The 23881-nt window shown below is 45.5% G+C and carries 23 protein-coding genes; 10 read left to right on the top strand and 13 right to left on the bottom strand.

All coding sequences use genetic code 11. The features are described from left to right. Positions 1-59 precede the first annotated feature (59 nt). The 6 genes from ASD40_RS32710 to ASD40_RS32685 form a co-directional block, all read right to left on the bottom strand. On the bottom strand, positions 60-335 hold the full coding sequence (locus tag ASD40_RS32710; RefSeq protein WP_057307311.1) for a hypothetical protein: 276 nt from the start codon (positions 333-335) through the stop codon (positions 60-62). A 337-nt stretch (positions 336-672) separates the two neighbouring features. Further along, positions 673-987, bottom strand: coding sequence for a hypothetical protein (locus ASD40_RS32705; protein WP_057307310.1), 315 nt, complete (start codon positions 985-987; stop codon positions 673-675). Positions 988-1709: 722 nt separating this feature from the next. Next, a complete protein-coding gene (locus ASD40_RS32700) occupies positions 1710-2423 on the bottom strand; it encodes a DKNYY domain-containing protein (protein WP_057307309.1) in 714 nt (237 codons plus the stop codon). 98 nt (positions 2424-2521) lie between these two features. Then, positions 2522-2917, bottom strand: a complete 396-nt coding sequence (locus ASD40_RS32695) for a nucleoside 2-deoxyribosyltransferase (protein ID WP_057307308.1) — start codon at positions 2915-2917, stop codon at positions 2522-2524. A gap of 414 nt (positions 2918-3331) precedes the next feature. Further along, the gene (locus ASD40_RS32690; protein WP_057307307.1) at positions 3332-3700 is read right to left on the bottom strand and encodes a nuclear transport factor 2 family protein; all 369 of its coding nucleotides are present in this window, start codon (positions 3698-3700) and stop codon (positions 3332-3334) included. Positions 3701-3868: 168 nt separating this feature from the next. Continuing rightward, positions 3869-4855 (bottom strand): aldo/keto reductase, encoded by a 987-nt coding sequence (locus ASD40_RS32685; protein WP_057307467.1) that lies wholly within the window; start codon positions 4853-4855, stop codon positions 3869-3871. Positions 4856-5036: 181 nt separating this feature from the next. On the opposite strand from ASD40_RS32685, the gene ASD40_RS32680 reads away from it, so the two are divergent. The 6 genes from ASD40_RS32680 (at position 5037) to ASD40_RS32655 (ending at position 10732) form a co-directional block, all read left to right on the top strand. Then, a complete protein-coding gene (locus ASD40_RS32680; protein ID WP_082562603.1) occupies positions 5037-6014 on the top strand; it encodes an AraC family transcriptional regulator in 978 nt (325 codons plus the stop codon). A 289-nt stretch (positions 6015-6303) separates the two neighbouring features. Then, positions 6304-6888 carry a TetR/AcrR family transcriptional regulator gene (locus ASD40_RS32675; protein WP_057307306.1) on the top strand — a complete coding sequence of 195 codons (585 nt, stop codon included), beginning with the start codon at positions 6304-6306 and terminating at the stop codon, positions 6886-6888. Positions 6889-6895: 7 nt separating this feature from the next. Beyond that, positions 6896-7642, top strand: coding sequence for a type I methionyl aminopeptidase (gene map / locus ASD40_RS32670; protein WP_057307305.1), 747 nt, complete (start codon positions 6896-6898; stop codon positions 7640-7642). Between the two features lie 274 nt (positions 7643-7916). Beyond that, entirely contained in the window at positions 7917-8945 is a 1029-nt protein-coding gene (locus ASD40_RS32665) for a GntR family transcriptional regulator (protein ID WP_057307304.1), read from the top strand. A 9-nt stretch (positions 8946-8954) separates the two neighbouring features. Next, positions 8955-10433 carry an alpha-N-arabinofuranosidase gene (locus tag ASD40_RS32660; RefSeq protein WP_057307303.1) on the top strand — a complete coding sequence of 493 codons (1479 nt, stop codon included), beginning with the start codon at positions 8955-8957 and terminating at the stop codon, positions 10431-10433. 14 nt (positions 10434-10447) lie between these two features. Further along, positions 10448-10732 carry a hypothetical protein gene (locus ASD40_RS32655; protein ID WP_057307302.1) on the top strand — a complete coding sequence of 95 codons (285 nt, stop codon included), beginning with the start codon at positions 10448-10450 and terminating at the stop codon, positions 10730-10732. A gap of 58 nt (positions 10733-10790) precedes the next feature. Here ASD40_RS32655 and ASD40_RS32650 read toward each other — a convergent pair whose 3' ends face one another. Further along, positions 10791-11642 carry a phytanoyl-CoA dioxygenase family protein gene (locus ASD40_RS32650; protein ID WP_057307301.1) on the bottom strand — a complete coding sequence of 284 codons (852 nt, stop codon included), beginning with the start codon at positions 11640-11642 and terminating at the stop codon, positions 10791-10793. A gap of 166 nt (positions 11643-11808) precedes the next feature. On the opposite strand from ASD40_RS32650, the gene ASD40_RS32645 reads away from it, so the two are divergent. Continuing rightward, a complete protein-coding gene (locus tag ASD40_RS32645; RefSeq protein WP_057307300.1) occupies positions 11809-12681 on the top strand; it encodes a helix-turn-helix domain-containing protein in 873 nt (290 codons plus the stop codon). 184 nt (positions 12682-12865) lie between these two features. Here the strand turns inward: ASD40_RS32645 and ASD40_RS32640 are convergent, their stop codons facing one another. After that, positions 12866-13948, bottom strand: a complete 1083-nt coding sequence (locus ASD40_RS32640; RefSeq protein ID WP_057307299.1) for a Gfo/Idh/MocA family protein — start codon at positions 13946-13948, stop codon at positions 12866-12868. Positions 13949-14096: 148 nt separating this feature from the next. Here ASD40_RS32640 and ASD40_RS32635 point away from each other — a divergent pair, with 148 nt between their 5' ends. Next, the gene (locus ASD40_RS32635; protein ID WP_057307298.1) at positions 14097-15197 is read left to right on the top strand and encodes a MerR family transcriptional regulator; all 1101 of its coding nucleotides are present in this window, start codon (positions 14097-14099) and stop codon (positions 15195-15197) included. Positions 15198-15231: 34 nt separating this feature from the next. Here the strand turns inward: ASD40_RS32635 and ASD40_RS32630 are convergent, their stop codons facing one another. From ASD40_RS32630 to ASD40_RS32620, 3 genes are all read right to left on the bottom strand, one after another. Beyond that, positions 15232-15948: a response regulator transcription factor gene (locus ASD40_RS32630; RefSeq protein WP_057307297.1), complete on the bottom strand. Its 717-nt coding sequence runs from the start codon at positions 15946-15948 to the stop codon at positions 15232-15234. Between the two features lie 96 nt (positions 15949-16044). Then, entirely contained in the window at positions 16045-17841 is a 1797-nt protein-coding gene (gene pnpS, locus ASD40_RS32625) for a two-component system histidine kinase PnpS (RefSeq protein WP_057307296.1), read from the bottom strand. A gap of 147 nt (positions 17842-17988) precedes the next feature. Further along, positions 17989-19539 carry a fumarate hydratase gene (locus ASD40_RS32620; protein WP_057307295.1) on the bottom strand — a complete coding sequence of 517 codons (1551 nt, stop codon included), beginning with the start codon at positions 19537-19539 and terminating at the stop codon, positions 17989-17991. Between the two features lie 116 nt (positions 19540-19655). Here ASD40_RS32620 and ASD40_RS32615 point away from each other — a divergent pair, with 116 nt between their 5' ends. Both ASD40_RS32615 and yfbR read left to right on the top strand, forming a co-directional pair. After that, on the top strand, positions 19656-20792 hold the full coding sequence (locus tag ASD40_RS32615) for a polysaccharide deacetylase family protein (protein ID WP_063870882.1): 1137 nt from the start codon (positions 19656-19658) through the stop codon (positions 20790-20792). Positions 20793-20832: 40 nt separating this feature from the next. Continuing rightward, a complete protein-coding gene (gene yfbR / locus ASD40_RS32610; RefSeq protein WP_057307294.1) occupies positions 20833-21414 on the top strand; it encodes a 5'-deoxynucleotidase in 582 nt (193 codons plus the stop codon). Positions 21415-21513: 99 nt separating this feature from the next. On the opposite strand, the gene ASD40_RS32605 is transcribed toward yfbR, so the two are convergent. Both ASD40_RS32605 and ASD40_RS32600 read right to left on the bottom strand, forming a co-directional pair. Further along, positions 21514-21948 (bottom strand): hypothetical protein, encoded by a 435-nt coding sequence (locus ASD40_RS32605; protein ID WP_057307293.1) that lies wholly within the window; start codon positions 21946-21948, stop codon positions 21514-21516. 214 nt (positions 21949-22162) lie between these two features. Next, a complete protein-coding gene (locus ASD40_RS32600; RefSeq protein ID WP_057307292.1) occupies positions 22163-23737 on the bottom strand; it encodes a hypothetical protein in 1575 nt (524 codons plus the stop codon). Between the last annotated feature and the right edge of the window lie 144 nt (positions 23738-23881).

The following is a 23881-nucleotide window of genomic DNA, read 5'->3' as shown; positions in this document are numbered from 1 at the left end:
CTAAAAGTAAACACAATAAAAAAGCACCACTGCTGAGATACCTTGATTGGATCATGCCATTACTTTTGGATTGATGTAACAACATTATTTTCTAGATAAACATATCTATGCCCTGAGTAAACCCATTTTTGTGATGCATTATCCATGTTGGCGGGAGCCCCAGTATTAGCATCAATAATACTATTAGGCATACCCCATTTAGAGTTTAATACTTCACCGGCAGTCATTCCTATAACTGGTTCTTTTTGTGAAGCTTGTCTATTGTCCGACGTTTGAGTTGTTTGTGGGGTTGCAGTTTCAGATTCCTGATTAGTTACCTGAGAACACCCACTCATTAAGATAAGACTTGCTAGACAGATAACTATTTGATTCTACTTCATGATGAAATCCCATCCTTTTGGTTAAATATTCGTAGTCTTGTTTGACAACCCTTTGTCTCCGCCTAAATAAAACAGACAAATTGTAACCAAAAAAATAAGGAACACATAAACAAATAAATAATCTGAAATTTGTTTTACCATCTTGTGCCAACCCACACACCTTACTGCTTTATTTATTATACTACAATTTTTGGAATATTTGTAAATTTCATTTGGATAAAAATAACAATGTCTACGTAAAACTCCCGTTAGTTGAGCGAAGGCCATAAACATGAGTTGGACTGTGAAAGTGTTAAAATACAAGGTCATAACCAAATAATTTGGCAATAATCCTGATGGTATATAGAACGAAAGTAACTGCTCCAATCAAGAAAAAAATTAAACATATTACTACAGCAGGTCGTGTAAGCGTCCCTAATAACGCTTCCAATAATAAAAAAATCCAGTCCAGATACCAAAACCGTAAAGTTTCTTTATTTGCTTTTTCTTCTTTGTACCTTTTACCATGTTCAATTACATCTTTTAAAGTTCTATAACCAAAGAAACCACCACCAAGCATCATCACAAAGCCAATAAACCAGGCTATAAGCAATTCCTTTATTTCCATTATTATACTCCTAACATACGATGAATAAATCACTCTGTAATAATCTATTGTTCCCAAGTTCAAGAATACTGCAATCACAATTACGTTTTTCATATTTACTTGGAGTAATACGTTGAAATTGAAAAAAGATGATTCTAGAGAAAAGTAAAGATGGAAACAAAAAAATACTGCCACCACGAAGATAGCAGGAGCATTAATCATATATCTATTTTCCATCCACTCTGTCGCATGGGTAAAGTCAATCTAAAACTTTATTTTCTGAGAGCCATATTACCCTTATTGATTCAAAATATTAGGAAAAGGGTAAACATACGATAAGTGGGAAGTGGTATTAAAAACCAGCGAAAAACGGAATTCAATTTTAGTTTTCGAAAGGTTGTTGATTCACCATGAAAACACTAAGAAGGATAAAAAGATCGAGATTTCTGCTTCGATACTTTTTGAGTAAGACTTAGCATTAGAAGTGCATTTTTGAAATTAACCGCTTCCCACTATAAGAGGACTCTGCGATATAATTCGCGGGGTCCTCGCTTTTATGATGTTATCAATCAATTTCTCCTTTGTTATTAAGCTACCCTGCCAGCTAGCTTAATAAAATGATCAGGCCACCGCAGTGCCTGCTCATCTAATGTGTGTTATTCAACTATCGTTTCCGTTAGTTTAATGAATGATATGGTTCTCAGCAGTATCTGTCTTCAATAACTTTTAATCTTACTTATTCTTTATCTTTTATCTTCCACTAATTTATATCCTATATAAGTAAGTTTATCCGTTTTTGCTTTTCCATCCTCAGAATAAATAACACTCTCAGTAATAAACCCATACTTTTTACGATTATATTCGTGCTTATTTCGTTCATACTCTGATGATTTTTCTCTCGGGTCATTTTCTTTACCCAAGAAGCTGTTAAACGAAGACAGAGTTGAAAAACGTGCTCTCTCGATGACTTCAAATTTAGAAACATCATCTACAAAAAGTGGTAAGCTACCACAGTAAGCGTCGTTTTTGTCTTTTGAATAAGGATACTCCAGTACTTTAAAACTATCTGGGTCTGCATTGATTACTTTAAATATTGACCAGTCATTACTATCGTAAATATATACATTATTCTTATCTTTTGCGTAATGATTTCTGCCTTTGGTGCTAATAATTTTGAAGGTTTCCGGATCAGACCCTTCTACTTTATGGTTTTTAAAAAACACACTATTATTATCTCTTGCAAAATCACTGTACTTTAAAACCTTGAATTCATCCTTTTTTACATTGATCGGATTAACTCTTCTGCCAGCTCCCGCATCATAGGAAACATAATTCCATGTTCCATTTTCATATACAAATCCCGGTTTGAATGAGAACCATAAATATAGACTTATAGTAAGGATGCAAACAATAAGGGTGCAAACAACAATTCCGGTTATCGCTAACTTCTTTTTCATTAACACCACTCATTCTAATTAATAGTAAGGAAACAAAAGCCATAGACATTGATTTAATACATATTCGTTTAGGTTATCGTACTCTCCTGCCCTTTAGTTTAATGATGCTGGTATTCAAGGCATACAGAGTTTATCAAATCACCTAATGAGCCAATCCGCTGTTCAACTGAATCAACATGATAAAACGTACATGTGTTTCCAATTTCATTCAGTTCATTTGTTGAGGAGTATAAATAAATTTTCTTTCCAGCCCCCAGAGCAATTCCTAACTCAACATGACTCCCTTTCCCTGCTGGAAACATGACAATTACAACATCTGCATCCAAAACCCCTGCTACTTCTTCTTGGCCTATGTTACGGAGTTTGGTTATGGAGTCTATGTTTGAATGCGTTGTCCAATCGTAAGTTTGTTGAAAACCACGGGCTTTCAAACTTTCTGCGACTTGCCGTACATTTTCTATATTTTTGAGACTAGAAGCTATGTAAAATTGCATATGATTCCCCCGTTTCAACATTCTAATCATTGCAGTTTTATATTAACACATATTGGAAGTATCCTGCCCGTTAGCGGAGCGGTTTATTTTAATTTGTCGGCAATCGGACAATGTTCTTGTCACAAATCGGCAATCGGATCAAGTTCTTGACATTGCCAATTGACAAGAACTTGATCCGATAACTAAAAAGCCCGCAATTTACACGGACTTGATTAGGACAATGTTCTTGTCATCCGACATTTCTGCAATAGATCATACAAGATTTATGCTTATTGATCTTCCTTAAAAAGCATAAAGCTGGCGTCTGTGAGCAACAGGCGTCAGCTTTTTTGCTTTTCTCTGGACGTACGCAATTATATGTTCCAGCCTTAGTTGGTTTCAAACATTTCCCCGAGTTTATAAAATTAAAAAACTTTATTCTGCAGGTGCGTCAAAATAGACAGTCACAGAATGGATCGATCCATTTTCAACAATCATAAATTCCTGCCCGGTGAAAGTTTGAGGCTTGTCCGTCGATCCGTAATACCAACTAATCCTTACATGACCATGGTGTTCATCTAAAGATCCAGGAATAATAGTGAAACCAAACCCCGGAAACTTACCTTGTACTTCATCTATCAAAGTCATAAGTGCATCGCGACCAACGAATACATTTGCATAGAAAGGGTCATACACACGGCAGTTTTCTGAGTAAATCTCATCGATTGCCATTCTTCTTCTTTCGTGATCTGTTTCACTCCAGATTTTGAAGTGTTTTTGCATTAGCTCATTCATTGTACTCATTCTTCAATCCTCCCAGCGCACGCAACCAGTTTATCTGGTCGGCTTTCGTTTTTTATTTGACTTCACATATAAGAATCGACGATCTTCCGAAAAAACGTAAGTTTTTCAGTGGCCTCCCTCAAAGATCGGCCGCCTTTAACGTATTTAATTAGATCGTGAGAACCAGCCTTACAGGTTGAGGCCACTCATCGCAGCTTCGGGATAACGCAAGCCAAAGGCTGTTCCTCGCGGAGCCACTTCGTCGATGCGCGCCAAGTCTGTTGCTGTCAACTCGACTGCAAGCGAGCCTATGTTCTCCTCCAAGTACTTGATTCTCTTTGTACCAGGGATTGGCACGATATCGTCTCCCTGCGCCAGCAACCAGGCAAGTGCCAGCTGTGACGGCTCACAGCCCTTATCGACGGCCACCTCGGAGACCCGCTCGACGAGATCCAGATTACGTTGGAAGTTTTCTCCTTGGAAGCGGGGGGAGAATCGGCGGTAATCATCCTCCGCCAGGTCCTCGAACTTGCGAATCTGTCCGGTCAGAAATCCGCGACCGAGCGGGCTGTACGGCACGAAGCCGATGCCAAGCTCCCGACATACAGCCAAGATGCCGTCTTCGACGTCGCGGCTCCATAGCGAATACTCCGTCTGCAGCGCGGCGATCGGATGCACGGCTGCCGCACGGCGAATGGTAGCCGGAGCCGCCTCGGACATGCCAAGGTATCGCACCTTGCCTTCGCGTACCAACTCGGCCATTGCGCCGAACGTCTCTTCGATCGGCGTGTTCGGATCGACTCTGTGCTGATAGTACAGATCAATATAGTCGACGCCGAGACGACGCAGGCTCGCTTCGCAGGCGGCCTTCACATATTCCGGACGGCCGTTGATACCTAGGTACTTGCCGTCCTCGCTACGCACGTTGCCAAACTTGGTCGCCACTACTACCATGTCGCGGCGTCCCTTGAGCGCTTTGCCGACCAATTCTTCATTTTTGCCGACGCCATACATATCCGCCGTATCCAGCAGATTGATGCCTAGCTCCAATGCGCGTTCGATCGTGCGCAGGGACTCCTCATCGTCCCTGCCGCTGTAAAAGTCGGACATTCCCATGCAGCCGAGTCCGAGCGCCGACACTTCAAGGCCACTCTTGCCTAACGTTCTTCTTTTCATATTCGGTTTCGCCTCTCTTTTTAGGTAAGTTTGATCTTCGCCTTTATTATGCGACGATGGGCGCCATACCGGGTAGCCGGTTTGTACCAAGTTATTGCCTAATCCTCCAACCGAACAGACGGTGCCCTCGATCGGTGCTATAATGAACTTACCAAAGGGGATAAACGATGGAGGGGAAAAAATGCCGCATCCGCAACTCGCAGTGCCGCTGTTAGGCGACGATCAAGACAGGCATTCGTTCGATTTTGGCCATAAGACAGTTGACCGGCTCGCCGAGCTGGTCTGGTTGATCGAGCGTCATACGGGCAGTGACGGGATGTTCGGAACGTCCGTGCCATCGCTGCATTTGATTCGCAGCTCAAAGACCACACTGCCGGTCAATACGGTTTATGAGCCAGCAATCGTCATCGTCGCCAGAGGCACGAAGGTCGTTATGCTGGGAGGAGACAACTTTACATATGGTCCCTCCTCGCATTTTGTCGTATCGGTCGATCTGCCGGTCACCTCACGTCTTATTCAGGCTTCTCCCGAAGCGCCTTATTTGTGCATTCGGCTTGGACTGGATCCCGCTCAGGTGCTGGAAGTGATGAAAGGCGCGGAGCCGGAGGCGGAAGACGGCAGGGAGGCGAAGCGGGGCGCCTTCGTCGACCGGACGAGTCCCGAGCTTCTGGACGCGGCGGTTCGGCTCGTCCGGTTGCTGGATACGCCTGGGGACATTCCTCATCTGGCGCCGCTGGTCGTCCGCGAAATCTATTACCGGATAATGAAGGGAAGCCAAGGTGGAGCCTTTAAGCAGTTTGCCCTCGCCGGCAGCGGCACTAGCCGGATCGCCAGAGTCATCGCCCGCATCAAGCTGGATTATGCCCAGCCGCTTCATATAGACGAGCTCGCAAGAATGGCCCATATGGGTCCCTCGTCGCTGCACCGTTACTTCAAGGAAGTGACTGCGCTGAGCCCGCTGCAGTACCTGAAACGGATTCGCCTTCAAGAGGCGCGCCGTCTGCTGTTGGCTGAATCCCTCGATGCCGCCGATGCCGCTTACCGTGTCGGCTACGAGAGCCCCTCGCACTTCAGCCGCGAATACGCAAAGCTTTTCGGACTCCCGCCGATCAGTGACATCAGAAGGCTGCGGGAAGAGACGGTGCAGGAGATCGATTGAGGACTTGTCGTCACACGGATCTTTGGATATGTATACTTTAATATATAAAATCCCCCAATGGGGGGTGCCTGCAGCAATGCAAATCGGCGATGGATCGGTTCCATCGCCGCGCTATCGTTCTCAGTTAGGTTAACGCCAGCGCCCAGTCTACAACTTTATTATCACAGTTCTTTATTGTTCAGTACTTCATTTTATCGAACACCAACAAATCTTTTGCATTTCTCCACCCCATGAGTTACTATTTTTATATCGACAAATTTGCAGGTCTATATAAGGAGGTTAACACGCTATGTGCCCCCGTACCAAAGAACAAAATGAGCTCATACGCATACAGCGCAGAGAACAGATCCTGGACGTCGCCGCGCGCTCCTACTTTCGCACGGGCGGCAGCTTTGATATTCGCGACGTCGCCCGCGAGGCAGGGCTTGGTTACGGCACAGTATACCATTATTACCCCAACCGGCATTTATTAATTGAAGATGTGTTAGGAAGCGGCTTCGAGCGATGCGAGCAAGTTATCGCAAAGTGGGCGAACATCAGCGGCAGCCCCCCGGATGACTGGCAGTTGTTGACGTATTGTAAAGCGCTGCTCCGGCTGTGGCAGTCGGACGCCCGCGCATATCTCGTCTACAAAATGGCGGCGGAACATTATGCAGGCTTGCCTGAAAGGGATCGACACCACGCCAAAAGTAAATTTATGGAACGGCTGTACATTCCACTCCAATCGATCGCCCAGTGCGAAGACGACAGCGTCGACCATATGCTTGCCGTGCTGGTCGGTTGCTGTGGGCTGCACTACTATGCGAGCAATTCCGACCTGGACGTCGATCGAATCGCCCGACTCGCTATGCAAGCTATTACGAAGGAGTCCTGATACAAACATGGTCATTTTAAAAAGCAAACATGAAATTGAAGCTATCCGCAAGGCATGCCAAGTGGTGGCTGAATGCCATCGTACAATCGCACCGCTTATCAAACCGGGTATTACCACCAACGAGATTGAGCGCATATTCGAGGACATTATGTTGAAGCACGGCGCAAAGCCATACCAAAAAGGCTATAAGGGATATCAATATGCGACCTGTGCCTCCGCCAACGATGTGATCGCACATGGCTTCCCTAGCAATAAGCCACTTGAGGAAGGCGATATCGTGACGATCGACACGGTCGCTGAGCTCGATGGCTGGCTCGGCGATTCGGCCTGGAGTTATGCGGTCGGTCAGATCTCGCCGACGGCCGAGAAGTTGATGCGTGTCACGAAAGAATGTCTTGACCTGGGCATCGAGCAGGCGCAGCCCGGCAATCGACTCGGCGACGTGACGAGCGCGATTCAGCGGCATGCGGAATCACACAGTTTCGGCGTTGTGCGCGACCTTCTCGCCCATGGCATCGGCCGCGACCTGCACGAGGAGCCGACTTATATGCATGTCGGCAAGCCTGGAAAAGGCCTCCGTATCAAGGAAGGTATGGTGTTCACGATTGAGCCCATGATCACCGAAGGCACTTACTTCATGACAATCGATCCGGACGGCTGGACCGCACGGACGATGGACAACAAGCTCGCCGCCCAATACGAGCATACGATCGCCATCACGGCTGAAGGTCCACAAATTTTGACCGCGCAATAGAAAAATTAGAGGTCGACCAACGAAATGGTCGACTTCTTTTTTCGTATTCGGCATAGCATCTTTCTTTATTCGTTACAGGCGATCATGTAAAAATGGAAAGGCCAGATGACCCTCAGTAAACGAGGACGACCACGCCTGCGACACTTCCTCTCAACACAAACAACAACAACAACAACAACAACAACAAAATAAAGATGGACTAACCCCACACCACGTGGTATCTTATTGGTATTAAATAGTCTTTAATTTGGTATTGAATGGTGGTCCTGCTTGCATGGAAAAATCTCCGCTTGTCAAAGAAAAACTGATCGAACAGCTGCGCCATCAGATTCAATCCTTACAAACCGATCAACTTGTTAAGATTCCTTCTGAGCGTGATTTGGCCGAAAGCTTTGATGCTAGCCGAGTCAGCGTACGTGCTGCGATTAAAATTCTCGCTAACGAGGGCCTATTGGTCCAACTGCGCGGCAAAGGAACTTATATTGTCCCTTCTGTCCTCTTAGACACACTGTATCTATTGTGCTCTAGGGATATTAAAGGAAATGACCCCTTCTTTACGAATTTCCTTGTTGAGATTACCAACTTGGCTGCCAAACAAGCCATTAAGATCTCTATGGTTAATCCTGAGCATCCTATGGAATCTTCTATTCCTAGTCCGCTTGTTATCATCGGTCAAATCGATGACGAGACATTGGATGAGATCAAGTCAGCATCCGGGCAGTTATTTGCCATTCAACGTTATGCGCATCGTGATGATATCATCCAAATTTATTTTGATGACTATCGCATCGGCAGCAAAGCAGCCAAAACACTTTACGATAGCGGTCACCGTACCTTCACCCTTCTTGGAGGACCTGATAAATACGACTCGTCGCGCTTAAGGAAACAAGGCTTTCTAGAGTATTGCCAGCAGCAAGGTGTCCATGTAGAGGTCTTTACCGAGAAAATGAATTGGGAAGGCGGACGGCGAGCAGCTGACTCTTTGCTTTCAAGCGGTCTTACAGATGCCGTCTTTGCCGTCAACGATTGGATGGCTGCTGGTTTTATTCAAGGCCTGCGAGAAAATGGTTACCAAGTCCCAGCGGATGTTTCCGTTATCGGATGTGATGATATTCCACTCGCTGCGCAAATTTCTCCACGACTTACGACTTTTAGTTTGGATGCTAAGCATTTAGTTGAAGAGCTGCTTTCGGCGATTCATCGGAACCTTTCCAATCAGACTGATTCTAGGGAACAAATCGTACTTTCGGCTGCTTACGTTAGTCGCGAGTCGGTTTCCAATATTAAACAATTAAGGGAGTAGATACTCACTATGGCCAAGCTGATTATAAACGCGGATTCACCGAATGGCACGATCGATCGCAATATTTATGGTCATTTCTCTGAGCACCTGGGACGCTGTATTTATGAGGGAATCTGGGTTGGTCTGGATTCTCCGATTCCGAACACGGAAGGTATGCGCAACGATGTGATCGAGGCTTTGAAAAAACTTCAAATTCCTGTTTTGCGTTGGCCAGGCGGGTGTTTTGCCGATGAGTATCACTGGAAAGACGGCGTAGGTCCAGCTGAGAAACGTAAGCGGATGATTAACACACACTGGGGCGGTGTCTTGGAAAATAATCATTTCGGGACACATGAATTCTTGCGTTTATGCGAGCTAATTGAAGCGGAGCCCTACATTAGTGGAAATGTTGGAAGCGGTACCGTAGCTGAAATGTCCGAATGGGTTGAGTATATGACTTTCGATGGCGAGTCCCCCATGGCGAACTGGCGTCAAGAAAATGGGCGTGAAAAACCGTGGAAACTTACCTATTTTGGCGTAGGTAATGAGAACTGGGGTTGCGGCGGTGACATGCGTCCGGAATACTACGCTGATCTTTATCGCCGATATGCGTGTTATGTACGAAATTATGGGGATAACCGCATTTTCAAAATAGCATGTGGTGCAAACAGTGCCGACTACAACTGGACGGAAGTATTAATGAGAGAAGCTGCTAAGCATATGGATGGCTTAAGTCTTCATTACTATACCCTTCCTACTGGGAATTGGAAGGATAAAGGCTCCGCTACCGACTTTGGGGAACTAGAATGGTTCCAAACCCTTGAGAATACCTTATTTATGGACGAACTCATCACACGCCATGATACCATTATGACCAAATATGATCCTGAGAAACGAGTTGCCCTTATTGTCGATGAGTGGGGAACATGGTTCAATGTAGAGCCTGGAACGAATCCTGGCTTCTTATATCAACAAAATACGATGCGTGATGCGCTCGTCGCTGGAATTAATTTAAACATTTTCCATAAGCATAGTGATCGTGTTCGCATGGCAAACATTGCTCAGGTCGTCAATGTCTTGCAATCTGTCATTTTAACCGAAGGCGCCGACATGCTTCTTACACCTACTTATCATGTCTTTGATATGTACAAGGTTCATCAAGGTGCTAGCCTCATTAGCACTCATGCAGAGAGCCCATCATATGAGATGGATGGTAAAAAAATCGATCAACTCAGCGTATCCGCCTCCTTAGATACGGCTAACCAATTACATATTTCGCTATGTAATCTGCACCATTCAGACCAACTCGAAGTGAACTGTGACGTTCGCGGACGTTCGGTGGGATCAGTCGCGGGTCAAATTCTAACTTCGGATACCATACAATCACATAATACCTTCGATGAGCCTGAAACAGTAAACCTAACGGATTTCACCAACTACAGATTTGAAAATAATCAGCTTATCGTTACACTTCCTGCCAAATCTGTTGTCACGCTTCGTCTTTCTTAAGGAGCCTATCCGATATGGAAAGCCAGAATAACAATATGGAAGCTATGCCTGCATGCAAAGGTTGTTCCACAACGGTACATGTGACGCCTGAAGAGATCACCAAACTTTTTGGCGAAACCCTCAAAGTACGTAATCTTAAGCTGACTACGGAAGAAGAGTATGATCGGCGGATCGCGATATGCAATGGCTGCAAAGACTATCAATTCGGTACAACATGCCGTTGGTGTGGTTGTCTCATGGCCATCAAGGCCAAACTAACGGCTGCCCGTTGCCCGGCTCCGCAAGGGAGCAAATGGTAGCTCTTTTCATAACAAAGCTCGCTCCCCTTCTCAAAATATGAGGGGGAGCGAGCCTTTTTTAATTTGCGCTACTATGGGTGTAAACCAATGGATTTAACGCAGTTGCCGCCACATCGCCTGGTTGAATGCCGGGAAACCATGCTTTCAAATCATTCTCACGCGCTTTGCTATCCGGTTCGGCCACTCTTGTTCCGTCGGCATAATAAATCACAGTCATCACTTTACGCATGGTTTCCGTAGGGTTGCCAGGCGCGCTGTGCAGTGTCCACCCGGAGTGGAACGTTGCATCGCCTGCCTCCATGGCGCCGTGAGACATCGTTTCGAATCCTTTGCCTTCAATGTATCCGGCAAGTGTTCGGTGAGATTCGTCGGAGATGACCATTTTATTAATGTAGCCCATAAGATGAGACTCCGATGCAAAGGTCATAGATCCCACCTCTTGGGAAATGGGAACTAACGGCATCCACATGGTAATCGTCTTATCTGTATCTAGCGGCCAATAGATTTGATCTTGATGCCACGGCGTATGACCTCCGTGAGGTTCTTTAAACAGGGCTTGATCATGATAAATTCGTACCCCATCCACCCCCATTAAATCAGCTGCGATTTTGGCAAATCGTTTTGCTAGCACGAATCTCCTTATCGCTTCACTTTTCTCCCATAGATTTGAGATCTGGATAAAGGCCTTACCATACGTATCTCGTTGCTCAAGCGGCTTATCATGCTTATTCAACTCTTTCACCAAGTCACTAATAATAGGCTCATAAGAAGCGATTTCTGACTTACTTGCCACCTGTCTAAGAGCAATATGTCCTTTTTTCTGATAACTTTCTTTCTGTTGCTCAGACAATTCATAGTTGTCTTCCATGGAGGGTAATTCATGACTATTATTTGTTTCCGGAATGCTCATCTTCTGCTCACCTCTTGTATAATTATAGCTTTATTATAGGAGGCTAATGGTGCGAAATCTTTGTCAAACAAGGTTTTATTATTGTCAAAAACAACTGGATTAGATGTTCCATGAAGTACTACAATAAGACATAAGAAAGAATTATTGGTACAAGAAAGGATTCTGCATGCTCACCGAATTATTGAAACAACATGCGATTGTTCCTTTTGTTAGGCAAAGTGAGTTTGCTGTTCGTAAGCCGTGGTCATATCCGGAGCGAAGGTTGCTTGATTACCTATTCGTTTATATTCAAGAGGGTACTTGCTGTTTTTGGGTAGATCATAAGAAGTATATGTTTCAATCAGGTCAATTCTGCCTCGTACAGCCGGGAAGCTTACTAACACTCGAAGGACTGACTAACACAGTTACGCCTTTTATTCATTTTGATTTATGCTATAATTCCGAACGTGAAAATAGCTTTCCAACCCGACCCGGTCAGATTGATTTATCAGCTTATATGAACCTGATGCAGCCAACAATCAACGATCTGTATGGGATTCAAATGCCAGTTCATGTCCATCCGTCTAACCCTTCTAAATTGAAAGAAACGCTTTTTCAGGTTATTGAGTATGCCCAGCAGCAGGATCCGCTCATACAGCTGAAAACCCAACATCTCGTTACGGAAATTATCATTTCTCTACTAGAGACTTACTATCAGGTGACACAGACACCTGTACATTCGTTCAATTGGATTACTTCTTACTTTTCCAATCATCTAAGCGAACCCATTTCATTAGAGGACATGGCGAATCGAGCTAGCCTTTCTGTTTCCAGATTCAGTTTCATGTTCAAGCAGCGATATGGCATCTCGCCTCACCAGTATTTAATCAACATGAGGGTTAATCACGCCAAGGAGCTGCTCACAAATACAGATCTTAGTCTCGAATCTATAGCACTCTATTGCGGTTTTGCTGATTTACACCATTTTTCCAAAATGTTCAAGAAAAGAACGGGCTCTACACCTGGTGAATATCGGAAAGCTAACAAGAGCATTTTATGAGAAAACCTCTATCGAAGCCATTTAAAGATGAGCGACCGCGTTTAGATGTAGTTTTTATCGCCAATAGGAAAGCCGTTTTCTGGAACAGAAAACGGCTTTCCTATGTGGTAGCACAAAAAAACCCCCTTCCTCCGATAACCATATCGAAGAAGGGGTTCCTTCATTTCCCAGGAAATAGTCGAAACTAGTCGAAATAAACGGCTTTCCCTGTTTTGGCTGATTCATAAATGGCTTCTAAGATTTCGGATACGACACATGCTTGCTCAGGAGTTACAACCGGATCTGTATCATTCTCGATCGCTTGAATCCATAAGCGCATTTCTAAATCCGGCGCACTTTCTGTTTCACCATCGTAGAAGGCTACGCCGCCAGCATTTAATTCAACTTCGGTCGTGTATAAACGGCTGTGCTTCTCACCATTAATGCGAAGACCGCCTTTCATATCAGCGCCGCCCTCAGTTCCGCTAAGTGTACATTTCGCTTCATCCACTTCAAGTGTATTCAGCGCCCAGCTCGATTCAAGAATAATCGTAGCACCATTTTTCATGGTAATCATACCAAACGCGGAATCCTCAACGGTGAACTTGGAAGGATCCCAAGGTCCCCAAGCATTAGCTGCATTTTCTCGTTGGGATAATTTATGATAAGAAGTACCCAGTACAACCTTCGGCTCATAGTTGTTCATCATCCACATCGTTAAATCAAGTGCATGCGTACCGATATCGATCAGCGGGCCACCGCCTTGCTTCTCCTCATCAAGGAAAACGCCCCAAGTAGGTACTGCGCGGCGACGAATCGCATGAGCCTTAGCAAAATAAATCTCACCTAGTTCGCCTTCCGAGCACAAATGGTGCAAATGCTGGCTATCGCCACGGAAGCGATTGTTGTAACCAACTGTCAGCTTCTTACCTGTACGCTTAGCTGCTTCCACCATACGGCGTGCATCTGCAGCTGTTTTGGCCATCGGCTTCTCTGACATGACATGCTTGCCTGCTTCTAATGCAGCAATCGTGATTTCCGCATGTGAATCATTTGGCGTACAGACATGAACGATGTCAATGGAACTGTCTTTCAGAACCTCGCGGTAATCTTCGTAGACACGAGCGTCTTCTTTGCCATACTTAGCAGCAGCTTCCTGCGCTTTTTCAGAAATAATGTCACAGAATGCAACCATCTCTACATTCTTTAATTTGTTCAAACTTGGCATGTGCTTGCCATTGGCAATACCGCCACATCCAATAATCGCTATACGATACGTTTTTGACATGATAATCCTCCTTAGATATGTATAACCGTTAGGCTTCTCACAATTGCTCATAGCTAGTACTATATAAGAGTATAACAAAAACCCACAAAAATAAAATTTCTGATCTGGCGAAAATTGTATGCAATTGTGCCATGATGGAGGACCATACATGCTGATTAACGAAATTTCCCGCAAACTTGGCATCACAGCCAGAGCAATTCGCTTCTATGAGCAGAAAGGCCTATTAACTCCTGCAAAGCAGAAAGAGAATGGCTATCGAACCTATACGGAACAAGATGCGTGGAGATTACAAACCATTATTTCTCTAAGGGAAGTCGGGATGACACTTGAAGATATTCGTCAAACCTTAGCCCAAACCGATTTAAATCAACAAGAAGAAGTGCTAAGCGCTCTGCAAATGCAGCGTTCGATGCTATTTCAACAGTGGACAGAAATGAAACAAATTATCGGAACAATGGATCAGATGATCCAAGCCGCTCAAGGAAGCAGCATACTGCCGACTGAGCTCCTCTACGAGCTAGCCCAGCAAAGCAAGGAGCTGCGCGACCTAAGAGCAAGCTGGCGCGACCATTGGGATTTCGATCGAAAGGCCCTACAGTTTGACGAGCTGCTGCATCCTGCTTCCTCGATTGTAGATGTCACAGAAAACGGCCTGCTGAACGACATTGAGATGAGCAGCCCTCCCGTATATTCAAGCTACGAAGCAGCTTTAGACAAAATCGCCCAGCTTATCTCTCCTTCTCATGGCCTTAAGGGGCTTGATGTAGGAACAGGTACCGGCAACTTAGCCGGCAAGCTGCAGCAGATCGGCCTAACCATGTCCGCCATCGACCAATCCAAGCAAATGCTCAAGCTTTGCGCAGCCAAATATGCTGACATTGAACTCAAGCTTGGTAACGTGCTGGCCATTCCGTTTATGGATAACACATTTGATTATGTTGTCAGTTCGTTTGCCCTTCATCATCTGACAGAAGCTCAAAGAGAACTCGCATGGGGTGAAATGCTGAGGGTATTGAAGCCTGGCGGAATCGTGTGCTTAGCCGATTATATGATGCAAGATCGAAATGAGGCAGATGTATTTCTAGCCAACCTCATCTCGACTAAGGCAACCAAGCTGCCTATGATGCATGAGCAGGTCGACCTCTACATGACGCATACTCATATAACAGAATGGCTGCTCTCTCATACAAGCCAAGTCAAATCGGAGCCATTGGGGAACAGCATTTACGTTGTTTACGCACAAAAATGAGCCTGGGCCGCTGTTAACCAGCACCCAAGGCTCATTATTTTTTGATCATACTTGCTACCAGCTTGTAGCCAACGCCACGAATCGAATCGATTTGAACAGACTGTTGATTCATTTCCAACTTCTTACGAAGCGAGCTCACATGAACATCTACGGTTCTCTGACCGCCAATATAGTCGAATCCCCAAACGATATTCATTAGATCGTCTCTTGTTACGACGACACCCGGGCGCTGCACGAGATAAAGCAGAACCTCAAACTCCTTCGGTCTTAACGGAATGGAATCCCCGTTCAGGACAACTTCATATTTCTCCGGATAAATGAACAATTCACCCGCCTGAATCACTTTCTCATTGCTCTTAAGTTTGTCCGCTGCCACGTCCTCCGATTGTGTTCTTCGCAGAACGGCAGAGACGCGGGCAAGCAATTCCGCCACCCCAAAGGGCTTCGTTATATAATCATCAGCACCGTGCTTAAGACCTTGCACCACTTCATCCTCGGCATTGCGTGCCGTTAAAATAATAACAGGTGTGCTGTTTCCTTTCTGCCTTAGCTTCGCCAATACCTCGAAGCCATTCAGTCCAGGCAGCATGATATCCAGAATAATTAAGTCATAAGTCTGCTGCAACGCCTCTTGAAGTCCATCGCCACCATGGTCGACAACTTTCGTATCATACCCGTCCTGAGATAGATTGTACGATAGCAATCGAGCTAGAGTTGGCTCGTCTTCAATAACTAGTATTTTTTGTGCCATGGGATCCCCCGCGTTTACAGTATATTTACATTGCACAACCTCATTTTACCACATGATTGTAAAAACAATGTAAATGTTTCGTCATCGCTGTGTAAATTAGTGTATAACAGGCAATTCAATCGTGAACCTCGTACCGACGCCAACCTCACTATCGACCCGAATCGTTCCTTTATGCAGCTCAACTAAATGTTTCACAATCGATAATCCTAATCCCGTTCCGCCTGAGCTTCTGGAGCGCGCTTTATCAACACGATAGAATCTCTCAAAAATTCGAGGTAAATCCTTCTTAGGTATGCCCATACCCGTATCCGAAACAATTAATCGCAGCCGTTCATAATCCCCATCAGCATTCATATCGAGTGGTTCTACACGCACTTTCACTTTGCCGCCATCATGGGTGTAAGCAATACCATTGGAAAGGAGATTGATGATAATTTGCCGTAACCGGTCTTCATCCGCCTCGATATAAATATCATCATCGACCAGCATACTTAGTTCAATATGCTTCTTCTCCGCTTCTTTTCGCAACACACTTAACGATCTTTCTAGGAATTCAGGCAAGTAAATTGGCGAAAAATTCATCGGAATCCGCTTTGATTCAATTTTGGATAACTCTAGAATATCCCCTATTAATCGATTCAACCGCTCACTCTCATCAAAAATGATTTGTAAGAACGACACTGCCGTTTCCTTATCGTTAAGCGCACCAGCCAGCAGCGTTTCGGCAAAGCCTTTAACCGCGGCAATTGGCGTCTTTAACTCATGCGATACATTCGCGACGAATTCACTGCGCATCCGCTCAAGTCTGCGTACAGCCGTAATATCGTGAATTACGATAAGAACACCTGACCATTCCTCATCTTCATGGGCAATTGGACTCAAATGAATATCGAGAATTCGCTCTGCCGGATAATAGAAAACCATCTCATCGCGAATTGGATCTTGTGTCTCAATACATTCTTGTATCAACTTTGTAAATTCAAATTGCTGCTTCGCTTCATTATATTTCTTCCCTAGAAGCTCCTGTGAGGAGAAACCTAAAATGTATTCCGCAGCAGGATTTAAAAGCATAATCCGCTCTTCACGGTCAATCATCATAATGCCGCTCATCATATTTTCCATAACGCCTTGAAGCCTGCGTTCATTTTCCTGAATCCGTGCCATTTGCTGCTGCAAGCTTTCGGACATGCGATTTATCGCCTGACCTAACTGTCCAACCTCATCATTACTGTAAGCCGGAACGCGAGATTGGTAGTTCATATTCGTAATTTGCTGGGCTACTTTCGTCATCTTCTCAATGGGGTGAGTAATCCCTTTGGCAATTCGATAACTAACGATTCCTGCGATCAGAAATAAAATGATCAACCCAGAAATCAGGAAGTACCATAAGCTGCGAATCGACTTCCCTACTTGTTCCAAGCTCATAGAAATACGTAGAAAACCTGTTGTCTCCTGCGCTTCATTCTTCACTGGAATAGCGGCATAAAGCATATTTTCTTTCAATGTATCGCTGTAACGCGTAACGTAGCCGACGCCATTCGCTGCTGCCGAAGCAATCTCCGGTCGATTCAAGTGATTGTCCATCTGTTCGGGCCTTTGATCAGAGTCACCTAATACTTTGCCATCCGCTCGAACATACGTCAGTCTCTCATTCGTTGCTTCTTTAAGATGTTTGGCTTGTTCCGTATAGTAAGAAATCAACTCTACATCGGTCCCTTTTCGGTTCCAATCCAAAGCTGCCGTAATAACTTGCAGCTCGCGTTCCATATTGTCTTGTAAAGACTTTATGTGAGAATTCTCAAGTACCTTAGCCATGAAAATGCCCGCAATCAGCATCGAACAACCAATCAATAAAATCAAAATAAAAGTTAGTTTGGCACGGAATTTGGTCATCTGATACTAGCCTCCGATGGTTCAGTCTGTCCATTTCATGGGTGAAAAACAAAAAGAAAAGAGCTACTCTACATAGTAACCCTTTCTTCCGTGCCTAATCCAGTATTTTTTTTGTAAAGATGAAGGTTAAGTGCATCGCTTAGAAAATTATTTGAATACAGGCTCTTTCAGAGCTGCCAGCTTCTCAAGTGAATTCTTCTCTACGTCAGCATGTAGGCTGTTGCCGTGTGAATCCATCGTTACGATAGCAGCGAATCCTTCTGTTTCCAAGTGCCACATCGCTTCAGGAATTCCGAATTCCATGTAATCTACGCCTTCAACCTTCTTAAAGCACTGTGCGTAGTATTGCGCAGCACCACCGATAGCGTTCAAATAAACACCGCCATGTTCTTTCAAAGCTGCTAACGTTTTCGGCCCCATTCCGCCTTTACCAATGACTGCTCGAATGCCAAATTTCTTGATAATATCACCTTGGTAAGGTTCCTCACGGATACTAGTCGTTGGTCCCGCCGCTTTAACGTGCCATTCGCCAGCTTCATCCTTACTCATCACCGGCCCGCAATGATAAATCGCAGCCCCATTGAGATCAACCGGCGCATCATGATCCATCAAATATTTATGCAGCGCATCGCGTCCCGTGTGCATCGTACCATTGATGACTACGACATCACCGACTTTGAGGCTGCGGATTTGCTCTTCCGATATTGGCGTTGTCAATACGATCTCACGACGCTCTTCTTTTGGCGTATTCTTAGCTTCTTCTGCACTCGCTTCGAAAGCCTCTTGGAAAGAAACCTCTGTCCCTCTTGGATAAGACCAGCCATTGATTTCACCAGTTTCCGCATTCAAGACTACGCCTTGACGACGGAAAGCCCAACAGTTGTACGCAACAGAAACGAAGAAACTTGCTGGCAAACGGTTCATTACGCCAACTTTACAGCCAAGCAGAGTCACTTGACCGCCGAATCCCATTGTTCCAATACCAAGCGTATTGGCGTGCTCCATGACGTACTCTTCGACCTTGCGCAGCTCCGGATGTGGATTCACATCGTCAACATGACGGAATAATTGGTGCTTAGCCAGCTCGTACCCGCTTGTACGGTCGCCTCCAATACCTACGCCGATGAAACCCGCACTGCATCCTTGACCTTGCGCTTGGTAAACCGCATGCATGACACATTTGCGAATGCCGTCAAGATCACGTCCTGCTTTACCTACACCTTCAAGATCAGCAGGCAAGCTGTATTGAATATTTTTGTTCTCACAGCCGCCGCCTTTTAGAATCAACTTCACTTCGATATCGTCACGTTCCCATTGCTCGAAATGAACAACCGGCGTACCAGGCCCAAGATTATCTCCGCTGTTTGTACCTGTAAGGGAGTCTACGGAGTTCGTGCGCAGCTTACTGGCTTTGGTTGCATTAGCAACCGCTTCTAAGATTTGCTTCTTCATGATAAGTTGGTTTGCCCCAACCGGACAGTGTATAATAAACGTTGGCATACCTGTATCCTGACAAATTGGGGATACATTGCATTCCGCCATATGGATGTTATCCGCAATGCGGGATAGAGATAACGCAGAACGCGTGCCTTTGTCCTCATTTTCCTGAGCGGCTTGCACCGCACGGCGCACATCACCGGGAAGGTTTGTGGAAGTTTCGACAATCAAATCGTAGACGCTTTGATAAAAATGCTGCATGACTAGGTCTGGCTCCTCTCTCAAATACACACATAATAATAATTACAAACTATTATAACATACCTCCCATGAAGAGTTCGACGGTTCTTGTGAGGAAAACAAGGAGATTCACTGACATGTACAAAAGAATCGCTATTTCGATTCTAGTTAGCCTGATTGGGCTCACCCTTTTGCTTACGCCGCTGCAGGCTAAGCGTTCAGAGGATATTTACTACCAGGACCAAGTGGCCGTTCTTATGTATCATCATGTACATGAAAAGGACACCAGCTCTAGCACAATTACAAGCTCGCTTTTTCAAAATCAGCTTCAATTCCTACTTAGCAAAGGCTATCATTTTATTTCCTTAGAAGAGTTCAAACAGTACATGGAGGGCGCTACCGTTCCATCGAATGCTGTCCTGGTTACGTTCGATGATGGCTATCAAAGCTTTTACACAGCGGCCTATCCGATTTTGAAAAGCTTGCGAATTCCTGCTGTGAATTTCGTTATTACCAATGACTTAACGAATCCGCTGGGGTCCTACATCCCTTCCATGTCGAAGGAGCAAATCAGTGAGATGACGCATGCCACGAACTTTATCGATATTGGCTGCCATACCAACAATCTTCACCACAAGCTTCCAAGTGGTGAAGCAGCGCTTGTAGGAAGATTGGATGCGGAGAGCGATGATGCTTATACGCAGCGTGTTTACAAGGATACGCAAGCTTGCATCGGCAAGCTTGCGGGCTTAACGGATGCGCCGCTGGACACGTTGGCGTACCCATACGGCATCACGTCACCGGCGGCGACAGAGCAAGTAGCGAAGGCGGGCATCCGCTATGCCTTCACGATTTCGCCAGAGATGGCGACGCGAAGCGCCGATCATCTGTTAATCCCGCGGATCAACGCGGGCAGCCCCGGCATCACGCCGGAGCTGCTGCACCGGCAGGTCCAGCGCCGGGTCTTGGCGCAGCCGGGCAACGCCCCGCTGCGCGTGGACGCGGCCGCTGCCGCAGCGCAGCTCGGCGGCAGCGCTGTAATGGAAGGCGGAGCGCTTCGCCTCCGCCTCGGGCAAGAGGCATTCACCCTGCAGGTGAATGCGAAGTCAGCGACGCGCGGGAACGCGCGCGTCACGCTGCGGCAGCCCGTGCTGCGCGAGCACGGGCTGGTCACGATCGCGCTCGATGATCTTGGCGCGCTGATCGGGCAACCGCTCGTCTTCACCCCGGCCACCGGGAAGGTGGCAGTGAGGGTGACGCCGAGCGTCAAATAAGCCGTTTTGTTTTACTTTAATAGAAAGAGGAGTTAACCCGATGAATCATCACTTTTTCGCTTACTTATATCGACTTAAATATATTGATCGCTGGAGTCTCATGTGGAACATGCGTAGAGAAAACGTAGCAGAGCATTCTTTCTATGTCTCGACGATTGCGCATATGTTATGCACCATTGCCAACGAAGTATATGGACGCAATGTGCCAACGGATCGCGTAGTGTCCATCGCATTGTTCCACGACGCTTCTGAAGTACTAACGGGGGATATCCCCCAGCCTGTGAAGCATAACAATGAGCAAATACTGCGGAATTTCCGTGAGATCGAAGATGTCGCAGTCGAACGGCTTATTCAAACGATTCCACCTGAAATCAGCGGTATTTACCGCAGCTTAATTCAAGAGCCAGACCCTGAGCTCTACCGCTGGGTGAAAGCCGCCGACTTGCTCGAAGCGTATATTAAATGCTTAACCGAGCTCTCCACTGGCAACCGAGAATTCGTCGTCGCGAAGCAGCAAATTCTGGAAAGCTTACAGAAAATGAACATGCCTGAAGTTGATTATTTCCTCGAGCATATGAGTGCATCATTTGAGAAAACATTAGATGAAATCACATTGGATTAATCAGAGCACCCTGTTCGAACATGATCCGAATCCCGAAAATGCAGAAAGAGCATGTCATCCAGAAGATGAACATGCTCTTTCTTTTCTGTTTCCTTAAGCTTACGACAACAGCTGCGGATTCGTCATAATCAGTACAGCTACGATAACAGCGATGGCTGCGATCCAGCTGAAGGTTTTAATTTTGGCAGCATCAGAAGCTGTGCTTTTACCTGCTTTGCTATTCGCAATCAGCTTTTTGATTCTACCACCGACCATACCCGTAATTGCTCCTACAATCAGAAGAAGAACAATGGAAGAGATCATCCATAGGACGGACGGCTTTGGATCCACTTGACTGATCATCGCGCCACCTGTAAGGAAGGTTACAATCAGTGAAAATTGACCGATGCGATTGATCTTAGCTATCACGCCGACAAAACTCTCTTGGGCAGCTCCAGACAATGTTGCAGCTCGTCCCACTAAGAATGGGAACATGATATAAGCACCAAGCAATAAAGCACTAACGACATGTAAAAAAATCATAACTGGATACATTTTGACAACCTCCGCAATTTTATGTATTGGTTTTATTAAGTATAACCGAACTGGAACAGTCCCGACAAGAAAGCGATCCCATGAATCCTGCTAATTCACTATATCTACACAAAACTGTGACCAATTTTACGCAAAATAACCCAACGAACTCATCAGGATCGCAGGGTTATTTTCACTTCCTATAGATCGAGCTGATTCCTGTACGCTTAACGTTTTAAGGCAGTGGCTCAACTGGAACATTAGCGATCGTAACGGCCTCAGTAAATTTGGCAGTCGTGTTCTGTCTCAAGCGCATATTAGCAGAACCGGAGATACTTGGATTAATTTGAATACTCACAATCTTCTCCGCATGACCGCTTGCGTCAGCTGTTAATGAGAAGCTCGTGCTGTAACCGTAAGTGGAAGGCCATGTGCCATTGCTATTTTGAACCTTAGCGACCTGGGTACCTGAACCATTATAAATACCAATATTATAGCCTGTTGTTGTTGAATTTGCTGTTAGGCCATTTAGAATAATCTTCACTTGAAAAACCGCCTGATTTGGCAATTGCGCTTGATGGACAAATGCAAACGGATCTGTTGTATTCGTGGCGGTATTATATCCGTAAGATCCTACTTTAAACGTTGAAGGATCCCACCAATTATAACCAGCTGCAGGTGCTGCCCAAGGCTCGGCCTGCGGCTCTGTTGTGTTAGCCGGCTGCTCCCATGAGTAAATTGTAGTTGCTGAATCCAAGGTAAGGCCTGGCACTTGCGTTAAACTTGTATAACTTTCTTTGGTCGCCAACCAGTTCACCATATTTACTAAAAGAGAAGCATCATTCTGCTCTTGGAATCCCGCATACGTCGTTTTCGTACCGCCTGTCTCTTCTCTCTTATACTTTGGCGTCGCATCTTCAACTGGTGAGGAATCGCCGATGAATCCGGCTTTGCCTGCACTCACTTTGGAGACCGCGACATAAGGACCTTCTGCTACTCCTCCGCCGTTGTATACCCCTTGATCCACTGCACTAGCCCATTTGGTCGTTGTCGCTGGCAGGTAAACAATACCTTTGGCTTTGTTAGGGTCAGTAACCGCTAAAGTCGAGCCTGCATGCATAGCAACCGTGGAGACACCACTCGTAATATTAAAAGCCTGAGAGGGGCTCACGATATTATTCGCTGTAATATCACCTAATGCGTTATAACGGAACTTCACTCCGAAATTGGCCGACAACCAATCAGAGCTTGCAACACCCTGCATCGCTGCTGAAGCAGCTTCTGCTGTACTCATTCCCGCAGCTGGATTGGTCCACGCGCCGCGGCGAAAGCCATTGAATACTTCTGAAGCGTCCCAACGATTTTTATTACGATCTGCATTGTAATGATCACCAATGAAGAAGATGCTGCCGCCGCCTTGCACATACTGCAGCATGGCGCTTTGCTCAGATGTCTTATATGGAATGTTAGCCTCACCAATAACGAACACATCATACGCTGATAAATCGGAGAGTGTAATCGCTGTACTCTTACGCAGTTCTTTTACCAAATAGCCTGCATTTCCTAATGCGTTAGCAAAATCAGAGAAACCGCCGTCAATAACCCAATCAGCTGCGCCTGCCGTTTGACCGTGCGTATTGTCAAACAGCACCTTTTTGCCATTCGCCGTTGTCGGCGTTATCGATGGCGCGGGGTCATTCGGACCTTCCGCAAAAGCTTGTGGAACAATGCCTAACATTGATACGGATAATACTGCGGTTAAACAGAGTCTTCTCCAGTTTCTTGTCCCTAGCAAGCTTTTCTTCAACATCAAATCCCACCATCCTATGGATTTTTTAGCCAATTATGCTGGCTTATGCCTATCGTAGCATAGACCATTAACTGGGAATAGTGGTTGGAAAACAATTTACAATATTAACAAAAAATTGGGCATCGCCACAATAAAATGAGCAAA

Origin of the sequence: Paenibacillus sp. Root444D2 (genome assembly GCF_001426375.1) — a bacterium.
In the GTDB taxonomy this organism is placed as follows: domain Bacteria; phylum Bacillota; class Bacilli; order Paenibacillales; family NBRC-103111; genus Paenibacillus_E.
Note: the sequence above shows the minus strand (reverse complement) of the source record. Positions and strands in the feature narration are given on the sequence as shown.